This window comes from Pseudomonas sp. MWU16-30316 (assembly GCF_020515645.1).
Classification (GTDB): Bacteria; Pseudomonadota; Gammaproteobacteria; order Pseudomonadales; family Pseudomonadaceae; genus Aquipseudomonas; species Aquipseudomonas cerasi.
On the sequence record NZ_JAIZAZ010000001.1, the window covers coordinates 1,185,786 to 1,210,834 of the forward strand.

Consider the following 25,049-nt stretch of genomic DNA (forward strand, 5'->3'; position numbering starts at 1 on the left):
ATGGGGTGCCGCTGGGGATCGTTGGGTCAGTACCGGTAACGACCTCAGACGGCGATGGAATTGCGGGTGTCGCGTTTTCGGGTGGCCAGCTCCACGGCCTGGCGCATGGCTTCGATCAGGCTGCGTTCGTCGGCGATGCCCTTGCCGGCGATGTCGAAAGCGGTGCCGTGATCCACCGAGGTGCGGATCACCGGCAGGCCGATGGTCACGTTGACCCCGGCCTCCAGACCCATGACCTTGACCGGGCCGTGGCCCTGATCGTGGTACATCGCAACCACGGCATCGAAGTCGCCGCGTCCGGCACGGAAGAACAACGTATCGGCGGGCAGCGGGCCTTCCACGCGCCAGCCACGGGCGCGCAGTTCATCAATCGCAGGCTGGATCTTGGTGGCTTCTTCGCCATAGCCGAACAGGCCGTTTTCCCCGGCGTGAGGATTGATGCCACAGACCGCGATCAGCGGGTTATCGATGCCTGCGCGGGTCAGCGTCTCTCTGGCGCGCTCGATGGTGCGCTTGACCAGCCCAGGTTCGATGCGCGCAATGGCGTCGATGATGCCGATGTGGGTTGTGACGTGAATTACCCGTAATGTCGGGGTCATCAGCATCATCGACACTTCTTCGATGCCCAGCAGGTGCGCGAGCATTTCGGTGTGACCGGGGAAGATATGCCCGCCTGCGTGCAGGGCTTCCTTGTTCAACGGAGCGGTGCAGATCGCATCCAGCTCGCCGGCCTGAGTCAGTTGCACCGTACGCTCGATATAGCGGAAGGCCGCATCACCGGCGACCGGCGAGAGTTTTCCATAAGGCAGGTCGGCGGGGATCAGACCCAGGTCGATGCAGTCTACGCTGCCCTGAATGAAGCGCGCTTCTGCCGGGCTGGCGATGCTGTTGACGCGCAGTTGGCTGCCGACGATGCGGTTGGCGTCTTCCAGGCGTTGCGCATCGCCGATCACCAACGGTCGGCAAGTCGCGTACACCGAGGCATGGGTGAGCATTTTCATGATGATTTCCGGTCCCACCCCGGCGGCGTCGCCCATGGTGATACCAATGACGGGACGTTCAGACATAGGAAGCTTCCTCGTTGAAAGGGGTGTCGGTCGCAGCCGGTGCGTGGAGCCGTTGCCAGGCGTCAAGCAACGTGTCGGGGTCGCCGAAAGCGCCGGCTTTGGTCACTACATTGAGTGTGTGCCTGCCCAGTTGCGCTTCGGCCAGAACCACGCCGGTGGCCAGTTCGCCAGACAGCATCAAGCGTTCGATACCGGCGGCAATCAGGATCGCCCTGGCGGTTTCACCGCCCGTGGCGATCAGCGAGCCTGCATGGGGCAGGGCGGGTGCCAGCCATTGCGCCAGCGCGTGACTCAAGGTGGCTGCCCGAGCTGGATCGCGCTGTTGTTGATCGAGGCGCACCAGTACATCCTGCCCGGCGGCGAGGTGTTGCTGAAGCTGCTCGCTCAGGGCATCGCGCTCGGTGCTCCTCTCTTCATTGAGTAGCGTCGAAGGTTGTAGCGTCAGGCACAGTGCCTGACTGGCGTGCGCGAGGCTGTCGGCCTGGGCTTGAGAGTGCCGGGACATGCTGCCGATCACGGTCAGCACCGGTGAGCGTGGTCTGACACTGATCGGCAGCGCTGCGGCCAGACCGAACGCTTGTGGCAGATGGCGAGCCAGCCCGGCAGAGCCGACCCAGAACAGCTCGTCGTGCCAGCCCACTGACGCGTCGGCCAGACGCAGCAGGTCACTGTCCAGTTCAGCGTCGCAGACCAGCACCTGCACACCCTGCTCAAGCGCGCTGCGCAGAGCGGTTTTCAGACCGGCAGGGTCACGAATGGCGTCGAGCCCCAGCCATTGCGTGTGCAGGCCCTGCGCGGCAAACAGCTCAAGCAGGTCGCCGGTGCCCTGCAGGTGCTCGTTGCGCCACACATCACTTTGATCGACCGGCACACCATTTATCAATTGCACACCCATCACGGTCGTGCGCTGCATGGCCGGGAACGCCGGAGCGACCAGCGCCATGCCGCGCAGTCCCTGCAAGGCATCGACCTCGCTGGCGATATTGCCGCGCAGTGTCGAGTCGATTTTCTTGTACAGCGCCATGCCTGCGCGGGACTGTTGTTGCAGCGCTACGCGGTTCTGTTCGGCGGCCTGTTGCGGCGCCAGGCGACGCGAATCGGTATCGAAGGCGATGACACCTTGCAGGTCTGGGGCGCCGTTGCTCAGCAGCACATGGGTATCGAACCGCGAGGCGAAATCCGCCGCGCAATCGGCGGCCCCGGACAAGTCATCGGCGATGATCAACAGGCCGGGAAACTCGACGTGACTCATGGCAGCAGGCACCGGTACAGTTGCTGGATATCGTCAAGGCTGAGCGCCTTGGGATTATTGGTCATCAGGCGGGTGACCCTTGAGGCCGCCACGGCCATGTCAGCCAGATGCTCTTCGGCCACGCCAAACTCACGCAGGTTCTGCGGGATGTTCAGCACTTGAGTCCATTGGCGAATCTGTTCGATCAGCTTGTGGGCCGCCGCCTCATTGCTGTCGTCCTGCTGTGCTACACCGCAGATCAGTGCCGCGCGCTTGAGCCGTTCGGCGCAACTGTCCAGATTGAAGGCCATCACGTGGGGCAGCAGCATGGCGTTGGCTACGCCGTGGGTGACGTGAAACTTGCCTCCCAGCGGGTAGGCCAGCGCATGCACTGCAGCGGTCCCGGCAGCCGTCAGCGCCAGGCCGCCGTACATCGAACCCAGCAGCATGTCGCCGCGAGCGCGCACTGATTCCGGTTGTTGCCAGGCTTCCACAATGCTGCCTGCGATGAGACGCATCGACTCCAGGGCAAAGGCATCGCTGATCGGGTTGGCCTTGGTGGAAATGAAGGACTCCAGCGAGTGCGTGAAGGCATCCATTCCGGTCGCGGCAGTGATCGCTCGGGGCAGGCTGAGGGTCAGTAATGGATCGAGAATCACCAGCGTCGGCAGCAGATGGCGGCTGACCACGCCGATCTTCAGTTCTTCGTCGGGCAGCGTGACGATCGCGTTGGGTGTCACTTCCGATCCTGTACCCGATGTGGTGGGCACCAGCACCATGGGCTTGCCGGGGTGGGTCACCTTGTCGATGCCCAGCAGGTCTCTGAGTGGCGTGTCATTGGTCAACATGACGGCGAACAGCTTGGCGGCATCCAGCACGCTGCCTCCACCGATGGCGATCAGGGCGTCCGGCGCATGCGGAGCGACGTCGTCACGGAACACACGTTCGATGTTTTCCAGGGTCGGTTCGATTTCGACGTTGTCGAGCATGTGCACGCGGATATTCAGGTCGCGTAGCTGATCGGTGACGCGCTGGGTGACACCAAGGTTATGCATGGCGTTTTGCGTGACCAGAATGACGGTCCTGACCGGCACATCGAGCAGTGGCAGCTTTTCGCCCAGCAGATCCAGGCTGCCGGGACCGTGGACAACATGCTTCACGGTCTGGAAATGGTAGGTAGCAGACATCGCAATGACCTCAGGCTTGGCGGTAAACGGCCAACAGGCTGTGAAGTTTTTCCAGCGCGGCGGCGTCGAGCGGCTGTACCGGCGCACGGCAGGGGCCGACCGGTACATTGAGCAGTTGCGTGGCGGTTTTCAGCACTACAGGCAGGGTGCCCAGCGCGAAGGCATCGCGCAGCGGGCGCAGGGACTCCTGCGCGGCGCGGGCAGCGTCATGATTGCCCGACTGGAAGTGGTTCCAGATCGACATGACCAGACCCGGCACCGCGTTGGCGGTTGCAGCCACCGCGCCGTCACCGCCGGCCAGCAGGTTCCAGTGGATCAGCGAGTCGGTTCCGGCGAATACCGCGAAGTCGTCGCTGCGGTACTTCATCATCTGCACCAGTGCATCGAAGTTGCCAGCACTGTCCTTGATGCCCTTGATCTGCGGATGCTGGCTGAGGGTGGCCACGGCATCCGTGCCGATCGACATGCCGGTCTTGGCCGGAATGTTGTACATCATCAGCGGCAGTTCGGACGCATCGGCGATACTGGTGTAGTGCTTGATCAGCTCGCGCTGGCTGACAGCGTTGAAGTACGGCGTGATGATCGACAGGGCATCGGCGCCCACATCGATCATCTTTTTGTTCATTTCAATCACTTCGTGCGTGGCAAATGCCCCGGTGCCGACTACGACAGGTACGCGCCCTGCCGTCGCTTCGACGGTAATACGAGCGATCTTTAGTTTTTCCGCTTCGGAAAGGGCGAAGAACTCACCGTTGGTGCCCAGTACGAAAAGCCCGTGAACACCTGCATCCAGAAGGTTTTCGATCAGATTGCGCAGGGCCTGCTCGTCGAGCTGCTGATCTTCGGTGAAGGGCGTGACCAGAGCTGGAATGATGCCGCGAAATTGCATGGCCAGGTTCTCGTTTTATTTTTAGTAAAACGATAGTGATTGAATCGATCATTACTGGCAAGCATTTTGAGCGTTTTTTTCACGAAGGAGTGGGGTGATGCAGTAAAAATGAAAGAACCGATCAAAAAGCCAGGCACAAGGCCTGGCTCCAGATGAGGGTATCGAAAAGGTCAGGCGGGCCTAGCCACCTCGATTGCCGACGAACGACTGACCCGCAAGGCCACCAGACTGCCGACGATGGTCAGCGCGGCCAGTGAATACAGCGCCAGGGTAGTCGAGCCGGTTTGATCCTTTATCCAGCCCACCAGGTAAGGGCTGAGAAAGCCTGCCATCTGCCCGATCGAGTTGATCAGCGCCAGCCCGCCTGCGGCAACGCTGGCGCTCAGCAGGGCGGTTGGCAATGGCCAGAACATCGGCAGGCTGGTCAGCGCACCCATTGTCGCGATAGTCAGCCCGATGATGGCAACGATGGGCAGCGTCGCGAAGTTGGCGGCAATGATCAGGCCGGTCGCGCCCATCAGCATTGGCACCACCAGATGCCAGCGGCGCTCATTACGCAGGTCGGCGGAGCGGCCGACCAGCAGCATGAACACGCCCGCCATCAGGTACGGCACGGCACTGATCCAGCCGATCACCAGTGCATCGCTGAAACCGAGGTTCTTGATGATCGACGGCAGCCAGAAATTGATCGCGTAGACGCCGCTTTGAATGCAGAAGTAGATAAAGCCCAGAATCCATATGAACGGCATGGTCAGCACTGAAGCCACCGAGCTCTTGCCGTGCACCGGACGGCTCAGTTCATCGTTGGTGATATCGGTCTTGACCCGCTGACGCTGCGCGGGCGTCAGCCAGCGGGCATCCTCGACCCTGTCGCACAGCAGAACGAAGGCCAGCACACCCAGCGCCACGGTAGGCAACCCCTGAATCAGAAACATCCATTGCCAGCCGGCCATTCCGCCCTGGCCCGCAGCGAAATGGTTGAGAATCCATCCGGAAAAAGGACCGCCCAGCAGTCCGGAGACCGGAATGGCCGACATGAACAGTGCCATGATCCGTCCGCGACGCTGGTTCGGATACCAGCGCGAGAGGTACAACACGATGCCGGGGAAGAAGCCGGCCTCTGCCATACCGGTCAGAAAGCGCAGCACGTAGAACTCGACCGGCGTGGTGACGAACAGCAGGCAGGTCGAGAAAATTCCCCAGGTAATCATCATCAGACCGATCCAGCGACGCGGCCCGAAGCGGTTCAGCGCCAGATTGCTGGGCAGGCCACACAGCACGTAGCCAATGAAGAAGATACCGGCACCGAGGCCATAGACCGTCTCGCTGAAACTCAGGGCATCGAGCATCTGCAGCTTGGCAAAGCCCACGTTCACGCGGTCGAGGTAATTGAACAGGTAACAAATGAAGATAAACGGGATAAGGCGCAGGGTGATGCGACGGTAGACATGATTGCCTTCGGCGTCGCCCACCTCGTGGGTCGAGACAGGTGTCATGGCGGGTGTTCCTCTGTGCTTGTTGTTTTTATATAGCCGGATAGCTACTGGGTGCACTCCTGATCATAGGTGGGCAGTGACAAAAACGCTTTGGGGTTTTGCACGGCGGCAGGGGGCACGCGTTATGTGATTGCACAACGCGTGCCTCCGCGGAGCTTATGGCTTGCCGCGAATGTCAGCACGCAACGAAAATCACTGCGCCGGGGCCAATGCTCTACTCGACAGCCTCATACGGCAAGCCCACATAATTCTCGGCAATGGTCCTGCGCCCGGCTTCCGAGCCGACGTAGTAGTCCAGTTCGGTTTGCTGGATGCGCTGGCTGAACGCGTCTGTGTCGGGAAAGTTGTGCAGCACCGACGTCATCCACCAAGAGAAGCGCTCGGCTTTCCACACTCGGCGCAGGCAGATCTGTGAATACTTTTCCAGCAGGTCAGTGCGGCCTTCCTGATAGACCTTGAGCAGGATACGGTACAGCGTGCTGACATCGCTGGCCGCCAGGTTCAGCCCCTTGGCACCGGTCGGCGGGACGATGTGCGCGGCGTCGCCGAGCAGGAACAGGCGCCCGTACTGCATGGGTTCAACCACAAAGCTGCGCAGCGGCGCGATGCTTTTCTCAATGGACGGGCCGGTGACCAGGCGCTCTGCCAGATGCTCGGGCAGGCGGGATTTGAGTTCATCCCAGAAGCGCTCGTCCGACCAGTCTTCGACCTTCTCGTCGGCACTGACCTGCACGTAATAGCGGGTACGAATGGCCGAGCGCATGCTGCACAAGGCAAAGCCGCGCGGGTGATTGGCATAGACCAGCTCTTCGTTGACCGGCGGCGTATCGGCCAGTACGCCGAGCCAGCCGAACGGATAAACGCGTTCGAATACCTTGAGGGCGTCGGCGGGAATCGATTGCCGTGACACGCCGTGAAAGCCATCACAGCCGGCAATGTAATCGCAGTCCAGGCGCACGGTCTCGCCGTCTTTCACAAAGGTCAGGTACGGACTGTCGCTCTTGAGGTCGTGCGCTTTGACGTCTGCGGCGTCATAGACCGTCATTGCACCGCTGGCTGCGCGCGCGGCCATCAGGTCGCGGGTGACCTCGGTCTGGCCGTAGACCATCACCGTCCTGCCATCGGCAAGGCTCTTCAGGTCGATGCGCTCGCAACGACCAGCGAACGCCAGCTCGAAACCGTCATGGATCATGCCCTCTGCGTCCATGCGTTCACTGACGCCCGCTTCACGCAACAGGTCGGTCATGCCTTGTTCCAGCACGCCGGCGCGGATGCGCGACAGGATGTAGTCGGGGTCCTTGCGCTCGACGATGACGTTATCGATGCCGGCACGTTGCAACAGTTGGCCCAGCAACAATCCGGAAGGGCCTGAACCGATAATGGCAACCTTGGTTTTCATGGCGATAGTCCTGTCTTTTGATCCCTGCCAGGTTTAGTCAGCGGGAAATGTTTGTTTTTGTCTCCTGCATTTTTAATGGATGCCGTCGAGATAAGAAGGCAATATCCGCTGCATTATCTGGACTTTTCGAGGGTCCGGACCAGAGAGGACGACATGGCCAGACCTGCCACAGCAGCGATACCGGTGTTCAAACTCTATGGGGAAACCGCGGCCTGGCCGACCCCCGATCTGATCCATTGTGAGTCGATCCCCGAGCGCAGCAGGATTCACGAATGGGAGATCAAGCCGCATCGGCATGGCGATCTGGTCCAGCTGCTTTACGTGCAGTCGGGCAAGGCGATGCTCAAGGTCGAGGACCGGGTCAGCGAGGTCGAGATGCCTTCGTTGCAGGTCGTGCCCGCACTCAGCGTGCACACCTTCAGGTTTTCCAGAGATATTCAGGGCCATATTCTCAGCCTGGCCAGACCCTTGGTGGAGCAACTCGAGGCTGCGCTCGACGTCTCTGCCCTTAGCGCTGCCCGCTGCTATGCGCTCGGGGCGGACAGCGATTATGTCGACACGCTGTTCAATGCCATTGCCAATGAATACCGGCAGCCCAGAGCGGGCCGCGATCTGATGCTGCACTCGCTGGTCAGTGTGCTGGCGGTGTGGCTCAGTCGGCGCAGCAGTGAAGGTGCTGGCGAAGAGACTCACGCCATGGATCGCGGCCGCGAGCATTTGCAGGTGTTCATGCATCAACTGGAAGCGAGTTTTCGCGAGCACTGGTCGATTGACCAGCATGCCCAAGCGATGGGCATCAGCGCCGCGCATTTGAATGCTCTGTGTCGGCGGCTGTGCAACCAGTCGGCCTTGCAGATCATCAGTGAGCGCTTGCTGCTGGAGGCCAAGCGCAACCTGATCTACACCACCCTGACCATCAATCAGGTGTCAGACAGCCTGGGCTTTTCCGAGCCGGCGTATTTTTCGCGTTTCTTCAAGCGCGCTACCGGGCAATCACCCAAGGCATTTCGTCGGCAGCAATAGAAACGGGGTGCTCAAGAGCACCCCGTTGGCTTGTCGCAGGTCGCTGTGCGGTCAGGTCACGACCTGGTAGCACGGCACGTACGCCGCGCCGCCTGGCAGCTTCATGCGGTGCTGATCGACGAAGGCCTGCAACAGCTTGTCCAGCGGGCCCATGATCGATGGATCGCCGTGGATCTGATAAGGACCGTGCTGTTCGATCAGGCGAATGCCCTTGTCCTTGACGTTGCCGGCGACGATGCCGGAAAACGCCCGGCGCAGATTGGCGGCCAGTTCGTGAGTCGGCACATCGTGGTTCAGTTGCAGTCTGGACATGTTCTCGTGGGTCGGATCGAAAGGGTGCTGGAAGCTTTCCTCGATCTTCAGCAGCCAATTGAAGTGAAACGCGTCATTACGCTCGCGGCGGAACCGCTTCACTTCCTTAAGGCCCTGAGTCATCTGCCGGGCAACGTCTGCCGGGTTGTCGATGATGATCTGGTAGTGGCGCTGCGCCTCTTCACCCAGCGTGGCACCGACAAATGCGTGCAGTTGCTGCAGGTACGGCTCGGTGTTTTTCGGGCCGGTCAGGATCACCGGGAACGGCACGTCCTTGTTGTCCGGGTGCATCAGAATGCCCAGCAGATACAGGAACTCTTCGGCAGTGCCTGCGCCACCAGGGAAAATGATGATGCCGTGACCGACGCGGACGAACGCTTCGAGGCGTTTTTCGATGTCCGGCAGGATCACCAACTCATTGACGATCGGGTTGGGCGCTTCGGCAGCGATGATGCCCGGCTCGGTCAGGCCCAGGTAGCGACCGCCGACGATACGCTGCTTGGCGTGCGCGATGGTCGCGCCTTTCATCGGGCCTTTCATCACGCCGGGGCCGCAGCCGGTGCAGATATCCAGGCTGCGCAGGCCCAGTTCGTGGCCGACTTTCTTGGTGTATTTGTATTCTTCGGTATTGATCGAATGGCCGCCCCAGCACACCACCATCTTCGGCTCGACACCAGCACGCAGGGTACGAGCGTTGCGCAGCAGGTGGAACACGTAGTCGGTGATGCCCTGGGAATTGCTCAGGTCGATGCGCTGGCTGTCCAGCTCGCTTTCGGTATAGACGATGTCGCGCAAGGCGCTGAACAGCATTTCGCGGGTGCTGGCGATCATCTCGCCGTCGACGAAGGCATCGGCCGGAGCGTTGAGCAGCTCCAGGCGAACGCCGCGGTCCTGTTGATGGATGCGGACTTCAAAACTCTCGTACGCTTCAAGAATGGTCTTGGCGTTATCGACGTGGGCGCCAGTATTGAGAATGGCCAGGGCGCACTGGCGAAACAGGGTATAGGTGCTGCCTGAACCGGCCGCGCTGAGCTGCTGCACTTCACGTTGGGACAGGGTTTCAAGGCTGCCTTTCGGGCTTACGGTGGCGTTAATCACTTGTCTTGGGATCATTCTATTTTCCATTAGAGCGATGCAGTCGAGCATCAGGATGGTGAATATCGAGAACATTCACCCCTGTGGAGCCTTTTCTACAGCACTTGGCCGGGAAAGCAAACGCCGGACCGCAGACATCCCCTGTTTGAGCCGTTGTGCGTCGTCGCAGGATTGAATCGGCAGGTGAATTCTTTTGAAAGCAGGCACTTGCTTCGCATGACCGTGCGGCTGAATTTTGACGCGGACAACGGGCAATAGTGAACCTGACCCCATTAACGGAGTCTGTTAGCTGATGGACTTTCTGGACGGCCTGCACGAAAGGGATCATCAGGTGCTTTTTCAGCGCGCCTGATAGGCAGACATTCCGTCCGGGCAGGAGTTGCAAAACCGTTGATCACTTGCCGCTCCCATCCTTAGCCGGCCCGTTAAACGAGGCTTTATTTTCATTTCAGATAAAGATAATTATCGCCATGTCTCGTCATTTTTCCGCACTTCTTTCCCGAGCCCCTGGCCTGTTCGTCGTTTCGCGTCGCTTGCTCGGCGCAGGCCTGGTTGGCGCTGCATTGACCGTTGTCGTGCCTGGCAGCGCACAGGCCGCAGGCAGCGATCGCTGGGTCAGCGACAGTCTTACGACTTATGTACGCAGCGGACCAACCGATGATCACCGGATTGTGGGAACGCTGAAATCCGGGCAGAAGGTCGAGCTGCTCAGCGCTTCGGGCAAGTTCAGCCAGGTGCGCGGCGAAGGCGGTTCCACGGTGTGGATTCCGAGCAGCGACTTGCAGGAAGTCCCTGGCCAGGCCGAGCGTGTCCCACAACTGACTCAGCAGGTCGCCGATCTGACCGAGCAACTGGCGGGCATCGACAACACCTGGAAGACTCGCGTGCAGGGCATGCAGGAAACGCTGGACGCGCGCAAGAAACTGGTCGATGAGCTGGAGGCGCGCACCAAGACCCTCAACGATCAACTGGCCGACTCTCAGGCTGAATTGCGTGCGACTCAGGCACGACTTGGCGATGAGAACAAGCAAGTGATGATGCGTTACATGGTCTACGGCGGCAGCATTGCCGGTGCCGGCTTGCTGGTCGGCCTGATCCTTCCGGCGCTGACCAAGGGCCGTAAGAAGAACGACGGCTGGGTGTAAACCACCTTGATCACCTCACATGCCAGCGTCCCGCGCTGGCATGTTGTCCGCCACGCTGTGCGTTTTATCGAGTGCGCAGCCGATGTGTGACGGACCTCTCCGAAAATGCCTTTCCCCTGCCGCAATCACGATCCAGCCCACACTCTTTATGCCTGCCTGGCACAGGGTTCGTGCGCGAAGTTGATGTTCGTTCTACAGTTTCTGCGTGGATGGTCGAAAAACTGAGTGTCGCCCTCAACCTCGTGCGCTGACGCATAGGAGGAGGGGACCGGCAAGTTGTGTAATGGCTCTTTGCCATCAGTTATTATGTGCGTCCTGAAAAATGGGCTGCCGAGTCGGGCCTGAATGATTTTCATGCCGCGGGTCTCATATTTTCACCCTCTCCTGTGCAGGAATCCGGATGCTGGCGTACAACCAAAAAAGCTTTCTTATCGTTGATGATTTCTCTGACTTTCGCAGTTCAGTGAGATCGATGCTGCGTGAGTTGGGCGTCAAGGAAGTGGACACTGCCGACACCGGCGAGCAGGCTCTGCGCATGTGCTCGCAAAAGCGTTATGACTTCGTGCTGCACGATTTCAACCTGGGTGATGGTCGCAAGAACGGTCAGCAAGTGCTGGAAGACCTGATGATCGAGCGGCTGCTGAGTTACGAAAGTGTATTCATCATGGTCACTGCCGAAAACAGTCAGGCGATGGTCATGAGTGCGCTTGAGTGGGAGCCGGATGGTTACCTGACCAAGCCGTTCAACCGCGCCGGACTGGCCCAGCGCCTGGAAAAGCTGGTGCAGCGCAAGACCTTGCTCAAGCCGATTCTGCAGGCCCTCGACCGTCGCAAACCGGCCGAAGTACTGGCCGCGTGCGACAAGCTGATCGAGCAGGACCCACGTTATGCGCCGTTGTGCCTGCGCTACAAGGCCGATGCCCTGCGTGACCTGAAGCAGAACGAGCCCCTGGAAGCGTTCCTCAAGACCATTCTGGCCGATCGGGCCACGCCGTGGGCCTACGGTGCATTGGGCAGCCTGCTGCTCAAGCGCGGCAAGACCGCCGAGGCGCAGGCTGTCTACGAACAGGCAATCAAGGCATTTCCGACCATGCCTGCGCTGTTCGATGGCCTGGCTGATGTGCTGGTCGCGCTTGGCGATGGCAAACGCGCGCAGTCCGTGCTGGAAAGCGCAGTGCGCCTGTCGCCGCTGGCGGTGCGTCGGCAGAAGCTGCTGGGCAAGCTGGCATTGGGCAACGAGGACTTCGAAAGCGCTTCCAAGGCATATCGCCAGGCTGTCTCCCAAGGTCAGCATTCGCGTTTCAAGGATCCGGAAACCAACCTGGGGTTGGCGCATGCGCTGATCAGCAAGGGCGGTGATCAGGGGCTCGATGCGCGCACCCGTGTCGAGATCAACAACGCCCTGGTCGACGTGGCCAAGGAGCATGGCGACGACGAGGGTCTGCAAGTGCGCACCCGCTTGATGAAAGCGGCCAGCCTGCAGCATTCGGACCCGGAAACCGCAGCCAAGCTGACCGAGCAGGCAATGGCCAGACTGGATGGCATGGAGCAGGTGCTCAGTGCCGATGCCGCACTGATGGTGGCTGCGCAACTGAAGAAGCTTGGTCAGGAAGAGGCCGGTGCCGGCGTCTTGAAGAGTTGTGCGGGAGCCTATGGCGATGATCCTGCGGTGATGAAAAGCATTGCCAGCATGACCGATGATCCGGCGATTCTGGGTGCCAGCAAGGCGGCTGTCGATTTCAACCTGCAAGGCGTGCGCAGCTACAAGGCCGGCAATCTTACGGAAGCACAGGCATTTTTCCGCAGTGCGCTGGGGCTGCAGCCAAAGAACATCAGTATTGCGCTGAACATGGTGCAGTCGCTGCTTCACCCTGGCCAGAATCTGGGCCAGGCCGGAATTGACGAGTGCCGTGCCAGCCTGACCATGCTTGGCAAGATCCCGGAAAGCGATCCACGCTATGAGCGCTACCAGAAACTCAGGGAGAGGGCATTCAGCGCATGAGTGAGGAGACAGAGCAGGGCCTCGACTTTTCCATGGTGATCGCCTCCACGGTGCACGACATGAAGAACTCGCTGGCGACGCTGATCCAGGCACACAGCCAGTGGCAGGCGAAGCTTTCGGTCCAGCAGCGCGATACGCCGGAGCATGGCGTCATCAATTACGAGTTCGCCAACCTCAACGGGATGCTCGTGCAGTTGCTCGGCCTTTACAAGCTGGGTGTCAACCAGATGCCGTTGCGTCCGGACTACCACGAACTGGACGATTTCATCGAAGCGCAACTGGCCCATCATCAGGACGTGCTGGCCAGCCGCGGGATTGCCGCGCGTCATGCGATCGATGTGGTTAGCCCCCTGGGCTTTTTCGACCGCGAACTGATCGGCTCGGTGGTGGGCAATATCATCGTCAACGCCATCGGCTTTGCCCGCGAGCAGATTGTTGTCAGTGTCGGTGATGAAGGCGGGCAACTGAAGATCACCATCAATGACGATGGCCCCGGCTACCCGGCGTATCTGATCGAACGCCAGACCGACTATGTGCAGGGCATCAACCAGGGCAGCGGCAGTACCGGCCTGGGCTTGTATTTCGCTGCGCACATTGCCCGGCTGCATGTACGCAACGGCATGCGCGGGCGCATTGAAATCGCCAACGGCGGCGTGCTGGGCGGGGCGATGTTCAGTATGACCCTGCCCTGAGAGGCCGCAGCCTTTCCAAGAGCACCCCGCAACGCCTTGTCAGGATTGCGGGGCGTATTCGGCGCTTAGATATTCAGCCCGAAGTTCTGTTTGATGCTGTTCAGGCTGTCCATCAGGTCCTGATCAGACGCCAACGGATGTCTGACCGGTTCGCAGCCGTGCTTGAGCGTGAAGTGCTCGATGGCCGCAAGAGCATTTTGCCGATGCAGGGTATCGGACGAAATCGTTGAGCCCTCAAGCGTCCAGGGCTCGTCCCCCAGATACAGCTGCGAATTATCGATGTCGGCAAAAAACCAGAACGGCGGGTGCATGTTCTGGTTGATGATGGCCAGGGTGTGGTCGACGTGTTCGAAGGCGTTGTGATACGTCTCGTCCATCAGGCCGGCCGCTTCCAGGCTCCGTCTGGAATAGTAGGAAAACGCGCCGACGCAATGGCGGTACAAGGGCAGGTTGATGCCATTGCCGTAGTCAATCCTGTACACCGCATTGGCCTCGCCGGACGGCGTCTTGTTCATCAGGCCATGCTGGCTGTAATTGAGGTGCTGAATACCGGTCAGTGTCGAAGTCAGAATATAAAGCTCGAAGACTTCCGGGCTTTTTATGTAGATGTCGTCTTCGATCAGGAACAGATGCTCGCACCCGGCATCCATCAGTCGCGACAAGGCTCTGTTCTTGGATTTTCCAACGCCGAGGTTGGTTTCGTTATTGAAGAAAACCTCGCTGTCATACGCGGAAAACTCCGGATACACATCGCCGTCATTGATGATGACAACGCAGTCGATGATCTCGGCAGGCAGGGAATCGTAAAGTTTTTTCAGCAGCGCAGGACGGTTGTAGGTGACGATTCCGCAGCCAACCTTTTGACCATTGATCATGGTGATCCTCTGTTCTCTTGGGCGTTAGCGTGATTGTTTGTTGATTGGCGTCGCAGCGTGGCGAGTGGTTCAGGCCTGCGCTGACGTCAATCGACGTATGTACGCGGTGGATTGCAATATTTGCGCCAATTGCGGGCACGCCAAAGACCTGGAGCGGTGCCGGTTAAAGTTTTAGCGGACACCGCCGAAACCGATGAAAGACTGTATTCGATATCACGATGAGCGGTGGGTGGGTGATGCTGTTAGCTAAAAAGTACTGCCAGGGGCATGGTATAGAGTTGGGCGCAGCGGCTCACAATGCGTTCAATCTTGCCAATTGCCTGAACGTTGCGCCGTGCAACGGTGTGGATTTTTTGCACCCTCGCGACATGGAAGACTATCAGCAGTACTTCGTCGAGCAGATGAAAGTGTCGGGCGACGTTTCGAAGGTCGACATGCTGGGCGATTTTCAGTGCATCCATACGGCCGACTCGTCAGTTGACTATCTGATCAGTTCGCACGTCATCGAGCACGTCCCCAACCTGCTCTCTGCCTACGTCGAATCCTTCAGAGTGCTGAAGAACGGCGGGGTATTCTTCTGCATCTTTCCCAAGCGCACCGCAGCCAAGACTGATCGGGCCCGTCGTTTGACGACGCTGGCGCAGATGATCGAGGACTATGAAAACAAGGTCGACATGACCACCGTCACTGAAGGCGAGTGGCGCGGTCACTATCAGGTCTTTTCCCTGCAAAGCATGCTCCGCGCAGTCAATTATGTTAACTCGTCAGGCCTGGGTTGCTGGTACATCGAGTGCGTCGAAGAAACCGATTCGAAAGTAGGCAACGGCCACACCGTCGTGCTCCGCAAAGTGGAGGGCTTGTCTGCGGAAAAGTGGCAGGACGTCGGCGACTTCAATACCCAGTTCAATCAGTTGTTGATGGCGGGCAAGCTCGAGAACGCGCTGACGCTGACCAAAATCATGCTGTCATTCAATTTTTTCGATGCCACCAGGCTGCACCTTGCCGGCGCTCTAAGTCGTCAGTTGGGCAATGTGGCCGAAGGCGTCGAATTCCTGCGTCAGGCCCTTGTGGTCGACCCGGAAAACGAAGACTACCGAAAGGAGTTCATCGAAGTGACCGGGACGCCTTTCCATAACCCGGTTCTCTGACGCGGCAGGCCGACAGCCTGAAGCGCGGTGCTTGAAGATTGCAGTCTGAAGGTTGAAGCTTGGCGTTTGCTGCTCAACTAAAAGGACTGACCCATGACAGGCAATGACCCCCATTCGCAGAAAGAAATGCTAATGGGCATTGATGAAGTGGAGTGTGTGACCCCGGATTTGAACGGTGTACCGCGCGGCAAGGTGATGACGGCTGAAGGTTTTCTCGAGGGCCGCCGTTTGCAGCTGGCGCGCGGTGTGTTGCTGCAATGCATCATGGGCGGCTATCCGCCGGCGCGCTTCTACGGCAGTGACGACGGCGATCTGGCGCTGATCAGTGATCCACAGCAGCTCCACCGTCTGCCCTGGAGCACATCGTCGCGCGCCTTGGCTATCTGTGATGCGCAGGACCTCAATGGTCAGCCCTGCATGCTCTCCACCCGTAATCAGCTCAAGGCAGTTATCGCCCGTTACGCTGCGCAGGGCCTGGTGCCGGTGGTGGCCACCGAACTCGAGTTCTTTGTCTTTGCGCCCAACCCCGAGCCGCTGTATCCGTTCGTACCGCCGACAGGGCTGGACGGACGACGCGAACAGGGGCATTCGGCATTCAGCGTCAGTTCCAACAACGGCTTGCGGCCTTTTTTCGCCGAGGTATACGCCTGCATGTCGGCGTTGGGCCTGCCGCGTGACACGGTGATGCACGAGATGGGCGTCAGTCAGTTCGAGATCAACCTGCTGCATGGCGATCCGCTGCTGCTGGCCGATCAGACGTTTCTGTTCAAGCACCTGCTCAAGGAGGTGGCGCTCAAACACGGGTTCATCGTGGTGTGCATGGCCAAACCGCTCGCCCATACAGCGGGCAGTTCGATGCATATTCATCAGAGCGTGGTGACAGCAGAGACCGCAACGAACATCTTCAGTGATGCGCAGGGTGAGCCGACCGACACGTTTCGTCATTTCATTGCTGGCCAGCAAGCCTGCATGGCGGACTTCACCGCGCTGTTCGCGCCCAATGTGAATTCCTACCAGCGCCTGTGCCATCCGTATGCCTCGCCCAACAACGCCTGCTGGTCCTACGACAATCGCGCTGCCGGATTACGTATACCGTCGAGTGCAGCGGCGGCCAGAAGGGTGGAGAATCGTCTGCCGGGCGCTGATGCCAATCCCTATCTGGCCATTGCCGCAAGTCTGGCGGCCGGGCTGCATGGCATCGAGCAACGGCTGGAACCGACGCCGCCGCTGCAGGGCGAACTCGAGGTGCCGGAAGAATTGTTATTGCCGTGTACCTTGCACGCTGCTCTGGAGCGTCTGAAAAGCAGTCAGTTGGCCAAGGAACTGTTTGGTCATGAATTCATCGAAGGCTACATCGCGTCGAAGACCCTGGAACTGACCAGTTTTTTTGACGAGATAACCCCCTGGGAACGGCGCGTGCTGGCTGCTCAGGTTTAAGAATCGCAGTGTTGGGCTCGCCCAGTCGGGCGACTCCCTATTTTTGGAAAGTTGATGCGCCAAATCTGGAAGTCCTTTCGAGCGCTTTATTTTGCCTCGTTGATGATGTTGATCGGCTCGGGTCTGCTGAGCACTTATCTGGCCCTGCGCCTGGCGGCCGATCAGGTTGACAGCCTGTGGGTCGGTGCGTTGATGGCCGCCAACTATTTCGGTCTGGTGCTGGGCGGCAAGATCGGTCACCGCCTGATCGGCCGTGTCGGTCACATTCGCGCCTACGCCACCTGTGCCGGCATCGTCGGCGCGGCTGTACTCGGGCATGGCCTGATCAGCTGGTTGCCGGCCTGGCTGGTGCTGAGGGTCATCGTAGGTCTGGGCATGATGTGCCAATACATGGTCATCGAGAGCTGGCTGAACGAGCAGGCGGCCGCCAAACAGCGCGGCATGGTCTTCAGCGGTTACATGATTGCCTCCTACCTGGGGCTGGTGCTGGGTCAGCTGGTGCTGGTGGTTCACCCGCAACTGGGGCCTGAGCTGCTGATGCTGGTAGCGCTGTGTTTCGCACTGTGCCTGGTGCCGGTCGCCATGACCCGGGCGATTCACCCGGCACCCCTGCACCCGGCACCATTGGAGCCGCGCTTCTTCATGAAGCGTGTGCCGCAGTCGTTGACGGCGGTACTGGGCGCCGGCCTGATCATCGGCTCGTTCTATGGTCTGGCACCGGTCTACGCCGCTGAGCAGGGGCTGTCCACCGAGCAGGTCGGTCTGTTCATGGGCTGCTGCATTCTGGCCGGGTTTCTGGTGCAGTGGCCGTTGGGCCTGCTGTCCGACCGCTATGACCGTTCCGTACTGATGCGCATCTTTGCCGCCGCACTGGTGGTGGCGTCATTACCGCTGGCGGTGTTTCCCAGTGTGCCGGTCGAGGTGCTGTTCGGTGTCGGGTTTCTGGCTTCGCTGATGCAGTTCTGCCTTTATCCGCTGGCAGTGGCCTTCGCCAATGACCACGTCGAGGCCGAGCGCCGGGTATCGCTGACGGCCATGTTGCTCATGACCTACGGCATTGGCGCCAGTATCGGTCCGTTGGCCGCGGGTGTGGTGATGAAGCAGTTTGGCGGTCACATGCTCTATGCGTTCGTCTGTGGCGCGGGTGTGATTCTGGTACTGCTGATCAGGCCCAAGGCGGTCACTCACTTGCATCAGGTCGAAAACGCACCGCTGCACCACGTTGCGATGCCGGACAGTATGTCCAGTTCGCCACTGGTGGTTGCACTTGACCCGCGTGTCGATGAGCAGGTGGTTCAGGAACAGATGCAGGCAACCGTTGAGCCTGAGACGGAGCCCGAGGCGGTGTCTGAAGCTGAGGTCGATGCAGAAAGCGAGGTTCTGGCGCAGACCGAGCCGGCTGCCGGAGCGGAACCAGCTGAAGCCGATGGGCATGAACGCGAGCGTGAAAGCGAGACCTGGAAGGCCTGAGGGGAGAGTGCAGGGTAGTGCATGATTGCGGCAGCATTGCCGCAATCGCCGAAGGATTCAGGAGAGTGTCAGAAGTCCTCGTCTTTGTCGAAGCGTCGTGCTTCGCGCTGTAATTGATAGACGAAGCGCTCGACCTGACGCTGCACCAGCCCACTCATGTTGTGGAAGCGGACGCCGGCAAAGGTGGTGTTGAATCGTTCTTCGAAATGCAGGTGGCGCAACTCGACAGGTGCTGTCATGGCGCCGAAAGGCAGCTTGGCGACGAAACGCTCGTATACCTGGCCCAATTGCATGCGATCGGACACGTCGCCCTCGAAGCGCAACTTGCAACCGGTGGCAGAAATGTCCAGCAGCTTGCCGGCCAGCGTGAACTTCAAGCGGTCACCGCCGATTTCTACATCGACCAGTTGTGCCAGCTTCAGCGCAGCCCGAAATGCGTTGCGCCGCTGGTGATAGACCACTTCCTCAGGCATCGGGCCACGGTACATGCGTTGACCGTCAGTGCTGAGGATGTCCATGTGCGCAGTACTTTCCCAGGCAATCCGCACGCCGTCATGAAAGCCTTCGACACGGAAGGATTCGCCGTTGCTCAGAAAGCGTTCGCCATCACGGGGGATCATCTCGTCGAGAGCCATGACGTTGTTGTCACGGTCGACTTCAAGCAGATAACTCTGAAAGCGCTGGGGACGCTCATGGAAGGTAATGATCAGAGGATCATGACTCTCGAGTAGCAGCCGCAGGTTGGCGGCGATTTCCAAAGGTGTATTGAGAACCTTCGGGGGCTGCGGAGCATCGTCCGCGCTTGAGCCATTCACGTTCTTGAATCTCCAGGCAAAATACTACGGCAACGCAACAGCAGGCATTCTGCCACTATGCACGAAACCTTGATACAGGAAGTTACGCCTGACTCAGGGGGCGTGGTTTTGCTCTAAGGGCAGTCGATCCGCGACTGTCATAGAGTGTAGGCGTATCGCCACCGTTCAGTATGCGAAGCTGGTGAGCGGTACTGACCTGTTGCAGCTGGATCAGACTACCATTGCGCTCGTTGAGCGTCTGGCATTCGTTGATCAGTGTATTCAGTTCGTCGGCGGCCAGCAGCAATTGCTCACCGATATCCGACTGGCTGGCCAGTTGCTGGAGACCACTGCGATTGGCTGGCAGGCCCATGCCCGCAAGCACCTGGCTACGCTTGCGGCCGTGCTGGTCGAGAAGAATGACCAGCGCCTGTTTCTGCGCCAGCACCTGCTCCATCTCGCCCATGTCGCGGCCGTGAAGAATCAATGATTCGGCCTGCAACAACTCAAGAAGCTGTCGGGCTGAAACCATGTCGTCAGTGATCATCTGCAGCAAAGTAGTGTCGTGCATCGCATGCTCTGGTTTTTAAGCGTCCAGAATATCCAGCGCCAGCCTTGGCTTAGCGTTGGGTTTCGAAATTCAACAGTTTGCTGGCGACACGGTTGCTGTCCACTGTGTAACTACCGTCGGCGATGGCCTGTTTGAGCTCGGCAACGCGAGCACTGTTGACGGTTGGCAGATCGGTCAGCTTGTCCGTGATTTTCTGCAACTGTTGAGCCTCACTGCTCAAGGAAAAAGTTTCCCCGGTGCTTTTGACACCTGCGGTGACGGCAGGGGCTGGGGCATCGGTTTTGGCGGTGTCTTTACTGGCGCTGGTACGTGAAGTACCGGCAACAGCCTGTGAGTTGTTAAGGCGACTGAAATCTATGACCATGATTGAAAAAACCTCTGGGTGTTTGGACGCTTGCCTTGTTTTCGGCCAACCCCTGTCAAACTTTAGGCTGATTGTGAGAAAGCTTCCCAATAGACGACATTTGCCGTCGGGCATTCCCCGCAGTCTAAAAAAAACACACCCTTCGCGCCACCATCAATGCACTACATAGCGACTTCCACCTGCCCTGGGCCGGTGACACTTGCTTTGATCACCCGCTGGGAATTGAGGTTTTTCACCCGTATCTGTTCGTTGAAGCCTCCATCGGACATTGCTTCGCCGGGCATGCGAACCGCCAGCGAGCCGCTGCGCGCGATGATCACCACCTGATCGCCCTTGTGAACCATTTGTGGCTGTTCAAGCGCCACCGGGGTAATGACCTGGTCGATGACCATTTGTCGGACAACCTTCTGACCGACTGCCTGATCCAGCGACGCCAGGAAACCCTGACCCAGACTGCTGACATCCCGCTCACGCATCGCGACGTCTTCTTCGGTGACGATCGCGTCACGCTTGAGCGGGCGCATCACGGTCACGACGTTGCGATACAGCAATACCTGAGCGGGCACAAACACCGTCCAGGGCGAAGAACCTTCGCAGCGCACGCGCACGGTAACCCGGCCAACCGGGCGCGGACTTTCCAGTGTGGCTGTCAAATCCTTGTCGCAGGCACCCATCCTTAAACGCGGGTCGAGCTGCTTGACCTGTATCTCATGACGCCCGTCAATCTGGTTGGTTGCCAAATAGTCTTCTACTGTGAACTCAAGAAACCCTTGGGTGACGCCGATAAGCTGTTCAGGCAGTGTGAAATTCTCGGCACGAGCGAGGGTCACCGTGCTGGAAAGGCACAGCAGAGCGATTGCGCACAGAAGCCTGCGGGTTTCTAATGCGAGGTGTCGAGAAATTGTCGTCTTTGCGTTCATGACGTAATAAATAGCAAAGCCCGTGCCGCTTGTTGATCTGGTGTCTGGGCGGCGGTCATTTTGTAAGGGGGTTCGGCATGGCAGGTGTAATGGATTCGGTAAACCAGCGAACTCAGCTGGTGGGTCAGAATCGCCTGGAGCTGCTCTTGTTCCGTCTCGACGGCAAGCAGCTCTATGGGATCAACGTCTTCAAAGTGAAAGAAGTACTGCAATGCCCGAAACTCACCATCATGCCCAAATCGAGCAAGATCGTTCGGGGCGTGGCCAATATTCGTGGCGGCACGATCCCGATCATGGATCTGGCAATGGCGACAGGATCCACAGGGATGATTTCGCTGGTTAACTCCTTCGTCATCATTACCGAGTACAACACCAAGGTTCAGGGCTTTCTGGTGCATTCTGTCGAACGCATCGTCAACATGAACTGGGAAGAGATTCATCCACCACCCAAGGGCACCGGGCGCGATCATTACCTGACCGCCGTCACCCGGGTTGATAACCAACTGGTGGAAATCATCGACGTCGAGAAAATTCTCGCCGAAGTCGCGCCAGTGTCCGAAGAAATCTCGGTCGGTGTCATTGACGCCGAGGTTCAGCACAAGGCTGTCTCTATGCGCGTGCTGACGGTCGATGACTCGTCGGTGGCCCGCAAGCAAGTGAGCCGCTGCCTGGAAACCGTCGGGGTGGAGGTCGTCGCGCTCAACGATGGTCGTCAGGCGCTGGACTACCTGCTCAATATGGTCGCAGAAGGCAAAAAGCCTGAAGAAGAGTTCCTGATGATGATCTCCGACATTGAAATGCCGGAGATGGATGGCTATACCCTTACCGCAGCAATACGTAATGATCCACGCATGCAGAAGATGCACATCACCTTGCATACCTCGTTGTCAGGGGTATTCAACCAGGCGATGGTCAAGAAAGTCGGCGCGGATGACTTTCTCGCGAAATTCCGGCCTGATGATCTGGCGGCCAGGGTCGTTGCGCGGATCAATGCAGCAGAATAACCAGCCGGGGGCGTCGTCCCCGGTGATTCACATGATTTGAGAGGCGGCACTTTGTCTACGGGTAATTTGGATTTTGATCAGTTCCGGGTATTTCTGGAAAAAGCCTGTGGCATTCTGCTTGGGGAAAACAAGCAGTACCTGGTGTCCAGCCGCCTCAACAAATTGATGGAGCAGCAAAGCATCAAGTCGCTTGGCGAGTTGGTCCAGCGTATTCAGACCCAGCCGCGCAGTGGTTTGCGCGAGCAGGTCGTCGATGCGATGACCACCAACGAAACCCTGTGGTTTCGCGACACCTATCCGTTCGAAGTGCTGAAGAACAAGGTGCTGCCCGAGCAGATCAAGGCCAGCCCTGGTCAGCGACTGCGCATCTGGTCGGCCGCCTGTTCGTCGGGTCAGGAACCGTATTCGCTGTCGATGTCCATCGACGAGTTCGAGCGTGCCAATCAGGGTCAACTCAAATCGGGCGTGCAGATCGTCGCAACCGATCTGTCGGGCTTGATGCTCAATAACTGCAAGACCGGCGAATACGACAGTCTGGCTATCGGCCGCGGCCTGTCGCCGGATCGTCTGCAGCGCTTTTTTGACGTTAAAAGCCCGGGCCGCTGGGTGGTCAAGGCGCCGATCAAGAGTCGTGTGGAGTTCCGCTCGTTCAACCTGCTCGACAGCTACGCCTCGCTGGGCAAATTCGACATCGTGTTCTGCCGTAACGTATTGATCTACTTCTCCGCTGAAGTGAAGAAAGACATCCTGCTGCGTATCCACGGTACGCTCAAGCCAGGCGGTTACCTGTTTCTGGGGGCTTCCGAAGCACTCAATGGTTTGCCGGATCACTACCAGATGGTTCAGTGCAGCCCCGGGATCATCTATAAGGCCAAGTGACGGTCTGCCAGTTGCCTGCGATGAAAAAAGAGACCTTCGGGTCTCTTTTTTTGTGCGCGGCTGAAAACAGCTTTGATCGTCTGCCCATCGGTTTCATGTTTGCGTACTGTTGCTCACCAGTTTTGCAAAAGCGTTGGCGGCGGCGCTCTGGTAGCCGTTTTTACGCCGCAGCAGCGCAACCGTCCGCCCGGGCAAGGCAGGGATCGTCTGAACTTCGCACAACCCAGGCTGCTCGCGAACGATGGCATCGGGAAGAATGGTCGCCATGCGGCCCTGGGCAACGACCTTGAGCAAAATGGCAATCGAGTTCGCCTCGAGGCCGACCGTCGGCTTGAAGTTCTGCGTATGGCACCAGGCATCCAGCAATTGGCGAGTGGCGAATCCGGGGGCGAGCAAGGCAAAGCGAAGCGTTTGCAGGTCCTCAAGTGTCAGCACGGTCTGTTTTTCGGGGGCAGACTTGGCCATGACCAGGCACAGTTGTTCATCGAACAGAGGCTGGCTGTCTATCTCGACGGCATGACTGCCGGCAAAACCGATGGCCAGATCGAGCGCGTCACTGATCAATGCCTCGGTGATCCGCTCCAGAGGCAGCTCCGTGAGGATGATTGCCACGCCGGGATACAGCGCGCTGAAGCGGTCGATCAGCGGCGCTATCAGGTATTCACTGAAGGTGGGCGTGACGCCGAGGCGCAAGTGTCCGCGTGACAGGTCGCTGACATCGTTGAGCGCACGCTTCCCGGCCTCCAGCTCAAGCAGGCAGCGACGCGCGTGGTCCAGATAGACGCGGCCGGCATCGGTCGGCACGACACTGCGGCGAGTGCGGTCGAACAGTTGCACACCCAAGCTGCTTTCCAGTTGCCTGATCTGTTGCGACAACGCCGGTTGCGAGACATGCAGGGCCTCGGCCGCCCGGGTGAAATTGCCATGATCGGCGACCGCCAGCAAATAACGTATATGGCGTAACAGCATGGAATCACCATAAGTCAGGGTTATGGCGATGATCATAAATCAGTCTTGGATCTTATGGTGATAGTTGCCGATGCTGTGATTGACGTGAATTCATTCCGGAGGGTTACCTATGCCGCACAGCAACATTTCCAGAGCGCCGCGCCAGCATCTGACTGAACGTGTGCTGCAGGCCAAGACCGCAAAGAACCTGACGTGGGCAGGGCTTGCAGAAGGTACGGGGTTGAGCGTGGTGTATGTCACGGCTGCATTGCTCGGTCAGCACCCTTTACCCGAGGCGGTGGCCGAGGTAGTCGCCGAGCGTCTCGGGCTGGACAGGGACGCGGTCGCCGAACTGCAAACCATCCCGTTGCGCGGCAATGTCGAAGACGTCTCCAGTGACCCGACGATCTATCGCTTCCACGAAATGGTTCAGGTCTACGGCACAACGCTGAAGGCATTGGTGCATGAGCAGTTCGGCGACGGCATCATCAGCGCAATCAACTTCAAGCTCGACATCAAGAAAGTCGACGATCCGGAAGGGGGCGAGCGAGCCGTGATCACCCTCGATGGAAAATTTCTGCCCTACAAACCGTTCTGAGGACGCTGGTATGAGTGATAAAGGAAGACCGCCATTTCCACCCTTTACCCTGGAGACGGCTGTCCAGAAAGTCCGTGGCGCCGAGGATGGCTGGAACTCTCGCGATGCGGCTAAAGTTGCGCTGGCCTACACCGAAGACACGTACTGGCGTAACCGCAGCGAGTTCATCAATGGCCGCGCAGAGGCTCAGGCCTTTCTGGAACGCAAGTGGCGCAAGGAACTGGACTACCGGCTGATCAAGGAGCTCTGGGCATTCACGGATAACCGCATAGCCGTGCGCTATGCCTATGAATGGCATGACGACTCCGGCAACTGGTTCCGTTCGTATGGCAACGAAAACTGGGAGTTCGCTGCAAACGGCCTCATGCAGCGGCGCTTTGCCTGCATCAACGATTTGCCGATCGCCGAGTCCGAGCGCAAATACCATTGGCCATTGGGGCGCCGACCGGATGATCACCCGGGTTTGAGTGAGCTGGGTCTCTGATTGAAAGCGCTGTCCGGGC

24 protein-coding genes are annotated in these 25,049 nt (G+C 59.0%); 11 read left to right on the plus strand and 13 right to left on the minus strand.

Going from position 1 to position 25,049, the window contains the following annotated elements:
* Positions 1 to 44 precede the first annotated feature (44 nt).
* The 6 genes from pdxA to pobA form a co-directional block, all read right to left on the minus strand.
* Complete coding sequence (gene pdxA / locus LCH65_RS05510) at positions 45 to 1,067, minus strand: 4-hydroxythreonine-4-phosphate dehydrogenase PdxA (RefSeq protein WP_003436046.1); 1,023 nt, start codon at positions 1,065 to 1,067, stop codon at positions 45 to 47.
* Positions 1,060 to 2,319: a four-carbon acid sugar kinase family protein gene (locus LCH65_RS05515; RefSeq protein WP_226439219.1), complete on the minus strand. Its 1,260-nt coding sequence runs from the start codon at positions 2,317 to 2,319 to the stop codon at positions 1,060 to 1,062. Before LCH65_RS05515 ends, pdxA begins: the two co-directional genes overlap by 8 nt.
* The gene (locus LCH65_RS05520; RefSeq protein WP_003436050.1) at positions 2,316 to 3,485 is read right to left on the minus strand and encodes an iron-containing alcohol dehydrogenase; all 1,170 of its coding nucleotides are present in this window, start codon (positions 3,483 to 3,485) and stop codon (positions 2,316 to 2,318) included. The genes LCH65_RS05515 and LCH65_RS05520 overlap by 4 nt, the downstream gene beginning before the upstream one ends.
* A 10-nt stretch (positions 3,486 to 3,495) precedes the next feature.
* Positions 3,496 to 4,374 (minus strand): 4-hydroxy-tetrahydrodipicolinate synthase, encoded by an 879-nt coding sequence (dapA, locus tag LCH65_RS05525; protein ID WP_187600142.1) that lies wholly within the window; start codon positions 4,372 to 4,374, stop codon positions 3,496 to 3,498.
* Between the two features lie 170 nt (positions 4,375 to 4,544).
* Complete coding sequence (locus tag LCH65_RS05530) at positions 4,545 to 5,870, minus strand: MFS transporter (protein WP_099266316.1); 1,326 nt, start codon at positions 5,868 to 5,870, stop codon at positions 4,545 to 4,547.
* Between the two features lie 214 nt (positions 5,871 to 6,084).
* Positions 6,085 to 7,269 (minus strand): 4-hydroxybenzoate 3-monooxygenase, encoded by a 1,185-nt coding sequence (gene pobA, locus LCH65_RS05535; protein ID WP_096120670.1) that lies wholly within the window; start codon positions 7,267 to 7,269, stop codon positions 6,085 to 6,087.
* Positions 7,270 to 7,422: 153 nt separating this feature from the next.
* Here pobA and LCH65_RS05540 point away from each other — a divergent pair, with 153 nt between their 5' ends.
* Positions 7,423 to 8,292: a helix-turn-helix domain-containing protein gene (locus LCH65_RS05540; protein WP_044309050.1), complete on the plus strand. Its 870-nt coding sequence runs from the start codon at positions 7,423 to 7,425 to the stop codon at positions 8,290 to 8,292.
* 51 nt (positions 8,293 to 8,343) lie between these two features.
* Here LCH65_RS05540 and ppnN read toward each other — a convergent pair whose 3' ends face one another.
* Positions 8,344 to 9,717 (minus strand): nucleotide 5'-monophosphate nucleosidase PpnN, encoded by a 1,374-nt coding sequence (ppnN, locus tag LCH65_RS05545; RefSeq protein ID WP_003436065.1) that lies wholly within the window; start codon positions 9,715 to 9,717, stop codon positions 8,344 to 8,346.
* 452 nt (positions 9,718 to 10,169) lie between these two features.
* Here ppnN and LCH65_RS05550 point away from each other — a divergent pair, with 452 nt between their 5' ends.
* The 3 genes from LCH65_RS05550 (at position 10,170) to LCH65_RS05560 (ending at position 13,538) form a co-directional block, all read left to right on the plus strand.
* Positions 10,170 to 10,844: a TIGR04211 family SH3 domain-containing protein gene (locus LCH65_RS05550; RefSeq protein ID WP_003436066.1), complete on the plus strand. Its 675-nt coding sequence runs from the start codon at positions 10,170 to 10,172 to the stop codon at positions 10,842 to 10,844.
* Positions 10,845 to 11,244: 400 nt separating this feature from the next.
* The gene (locus tag LCH65_RS05555) at positions 11,245 to 12,846 is read left to right on the plus strand and encodes a tetratricopeptide repeat-containing response regulator (RefSeq protein WP_003370034.1); all 1,602 of its coding nucleotides are present in this window, start codon (positions 11,245 to 11,247) and stop codon (positions 12,844 to 12,846) included.
* Positions 12,843 to 13,538, plus strand: a complete 696-nt coding sequence (locus LCH65_RS05560; protein ID WP_044309047.1) for an ATP-binding protein — start codon at positions 12,843 to 12,845, stop codon at positions 13,536 to 13,538. Before LCH65_RS05555 ends, LCH65_RS05560 begins: the two co-directional genes overlap by 4 nt.
* A 65-nt stretch (positions 13,539 to 13,603) precedes the next feature.
* Here LCH65_RS05560 and LCH65_RS05565 read toward each other — a convergent pair whose 3' ends face one another.
* On the minus strand, positions 13,604 to 14,413 hold the full coding sequence (locus tag LCH65_RS05565) for a hypothetical protein (RefSeq protein ID WP_003370038.1): 810 nt from the start codon (positions 14,411 to 14,413) through the stop codon (positions 13,604 to 13,606).
* Positions 14,414 to 14,649: 236 nt separating this feature from the next.
* Here LCH65_RS05565 and LCH65_RS05570 point away from each other — a divergent pair, with 236 nt between their 5' ends.
* The 3 genes from LCH65_RS05570 to LCH65_RS05580 all read left to right on the plus strand — a co-directional run bounded on the left by LCH65_RS05570 (position 14,650) and on the right by LCH65_RS05580 (position 18,468).
* Complete coding sequence (locus tag LCH65_RS05570) at positions 14,650 to 15,561, plus strand: methyltransferase domain-containing protein (RefSeq protein ID WP_032609902.1); 912 nt, start codon at positions 14,650 to 14,652, stop codon at positions 15,559 to 15,561.
* Between the two features lie 195 nt (positions 15,562 to 15,756).
* On the plus strand, positions 15,757 to 16,998 hold the full coding sequence (locus LCH65_RS05575) for a glutamine synthetase family protein (protein ID WP_226439254.1): 1,242 nt from the start codon (positions 15,757 to 15,759) through the stop codon (positions 16,996 to 16,998).
* Positions 16,999 to 17,052: 54 nt separating this feature from the next.
* Positions 17,053 to 18,468: an MFS transporter gene (locus LCH65_RS05580; RefSeq protein WP_129430139.1), complete on the plus strand. Its 1,416-nt coding sequence runs from the start codon at positions 17,053 to 17,055 to the stop codon at positions 18,466 to 18,468.
* Between the two features lie 68 nt (positions 18,469 to 18,536).
* On the opposite strand, the gene LCH65_RS05585 is transcribed toward LCH65_RS05580, so the two are convergent.
* The 4 genes from LCH65_RS05585 to flgA all read right to left on the minus strand — a co-directional run bounded on the left by LCH65_RS05585 (position 18,537) and on the right by flgA (position 21,117).
* A complete protein-coding gene (locus tag LCH65_RS05585) occupies positions 18,537 to 19,283 on the minus strand; it encodes a flagellar brake protein (protein WP_003370048.1) in 747 nt (248 codons plus the stop codon).
* A gap of 82 nt (positions 19,284 to 19,365) precedes the next feature.
* Positions 19,366 to 19,833 carry a flagellar protein FlgN gene (locus tag LCH65_RS05590; protein WP_003370050.1) on the minus strand — a complete coding sequence of 156 codons (468 nt, stop codon included), beginning with the start codon at positions 19,831 to 19,833 and terminating at the stop codon, positions 19,366 to 19,368.
* Between the two features lie 49 nt (positions 19,834 to 19,882).
* On the minus strand, positions 19,883 to 20,197 hold the full coding sequence (flgM, locus tag LCH65_RS05595; protein ID WP_003370051.1) for a flagellar biosynthesis anti-sigma factor FlgM: 315 nt from the start codon (positions 20,195 to 20,197) through the stop codon (positions 19,883 to 19,885).
* Positions 20,198 to 20,358: 161 nt separating this feature from the next.
* Complete coding sequence (gene flgA, locus LCH65_RS05600; protein ID WP_003417867.1) at positions 20,359 to 21,117, minus strand: flagellar basal body P-ring formation chaperone FlgA; 759 nt, start codon at positions 21,115 to 21,117, stop codon at positions 20,359 to 20,361.
* A 77-nt stretch (positions 21,118 to 21,194) separates the two neighbouring features.
* Between flgA and LCH65_RS05605 the strand changes: the two genes are divergently transcribed.
* Positions 21,195 to 22,121, plus strand: coding sequence for a chemotaxis protein CheV (locus LCH65_RS05605; RefSeq protein ID WP_003436070.1), 927 nt, complete (start codon positions 21,195 to 21,197; stop codon positions 22,119 to 22,121).
* A 51-nt stretch (positions 22,122 to 22,172) separates the two neighbouring features.
* Complete coding sequence (gene cheR, locus LCH65_RS05610) at positions 22,173 to 23,000, plus strand: protein-glutamate O-methyltransferase CheR (protein ID WP_003347319.1); 828 nt, start codon at positions 22,173 to 22,175, stop codon at positions 22,998 to 23,000.
* A 93-nt stretch (positions 23,001 to 23,093) separates the two neighbouring features.
* On the opposite strand, the gene cynR is transcribed toward cheR, so the two are convergent.
* A complete protein-coding gene (gene cynR, locus LCH65_RS05615) occupies positions 23,094 to 24,005 on the minus strand; it encodes a transcriptional regulator CynR (protein WP_183131766.1) in 912 nt (303 codons plus the stop codon).
* A gap of 73 nt (positions 24,006 to 24,078) precedes the next feature.
* On the opposite strand from cynR, the gene cynS reads away from it, so the two are divergent.
* Both cynS and LCH65_RS05625 read left to right on the plus strand, forming a co-directional pair.
* Positions 24,079 to 24,546 carry a cyanase gene (gene cynS, locus LCH65_RS05620; protein ID WP_003391308.1) on the plus strand — a complete coding sequence of 156 codons (468 nt, stop codon included), beginning with the start codon at positions 24,079 to 24,081 and terminating at the stop codon, positions 24,544 to 24,546.
* A gap of 10 nt (positions 24,547 to 24,556) precedes the next feature.
* The gene (locus LCH65_RS05625) at positions 24,557 to 25,030 is read left to right on the plus strand and encodes a nuclear transport factor 2 family protein (RefSeq protein ID WP_003370064.1); all 474 of its coding nucleotides are present in this window, start codon (positions 24,557 to 24,559) and stop codon (positions 25,028 to 25,030) included.
* The last annotated feature ends 19 nt before the right edge of the window (positions 25,031 to 25,049 follow it).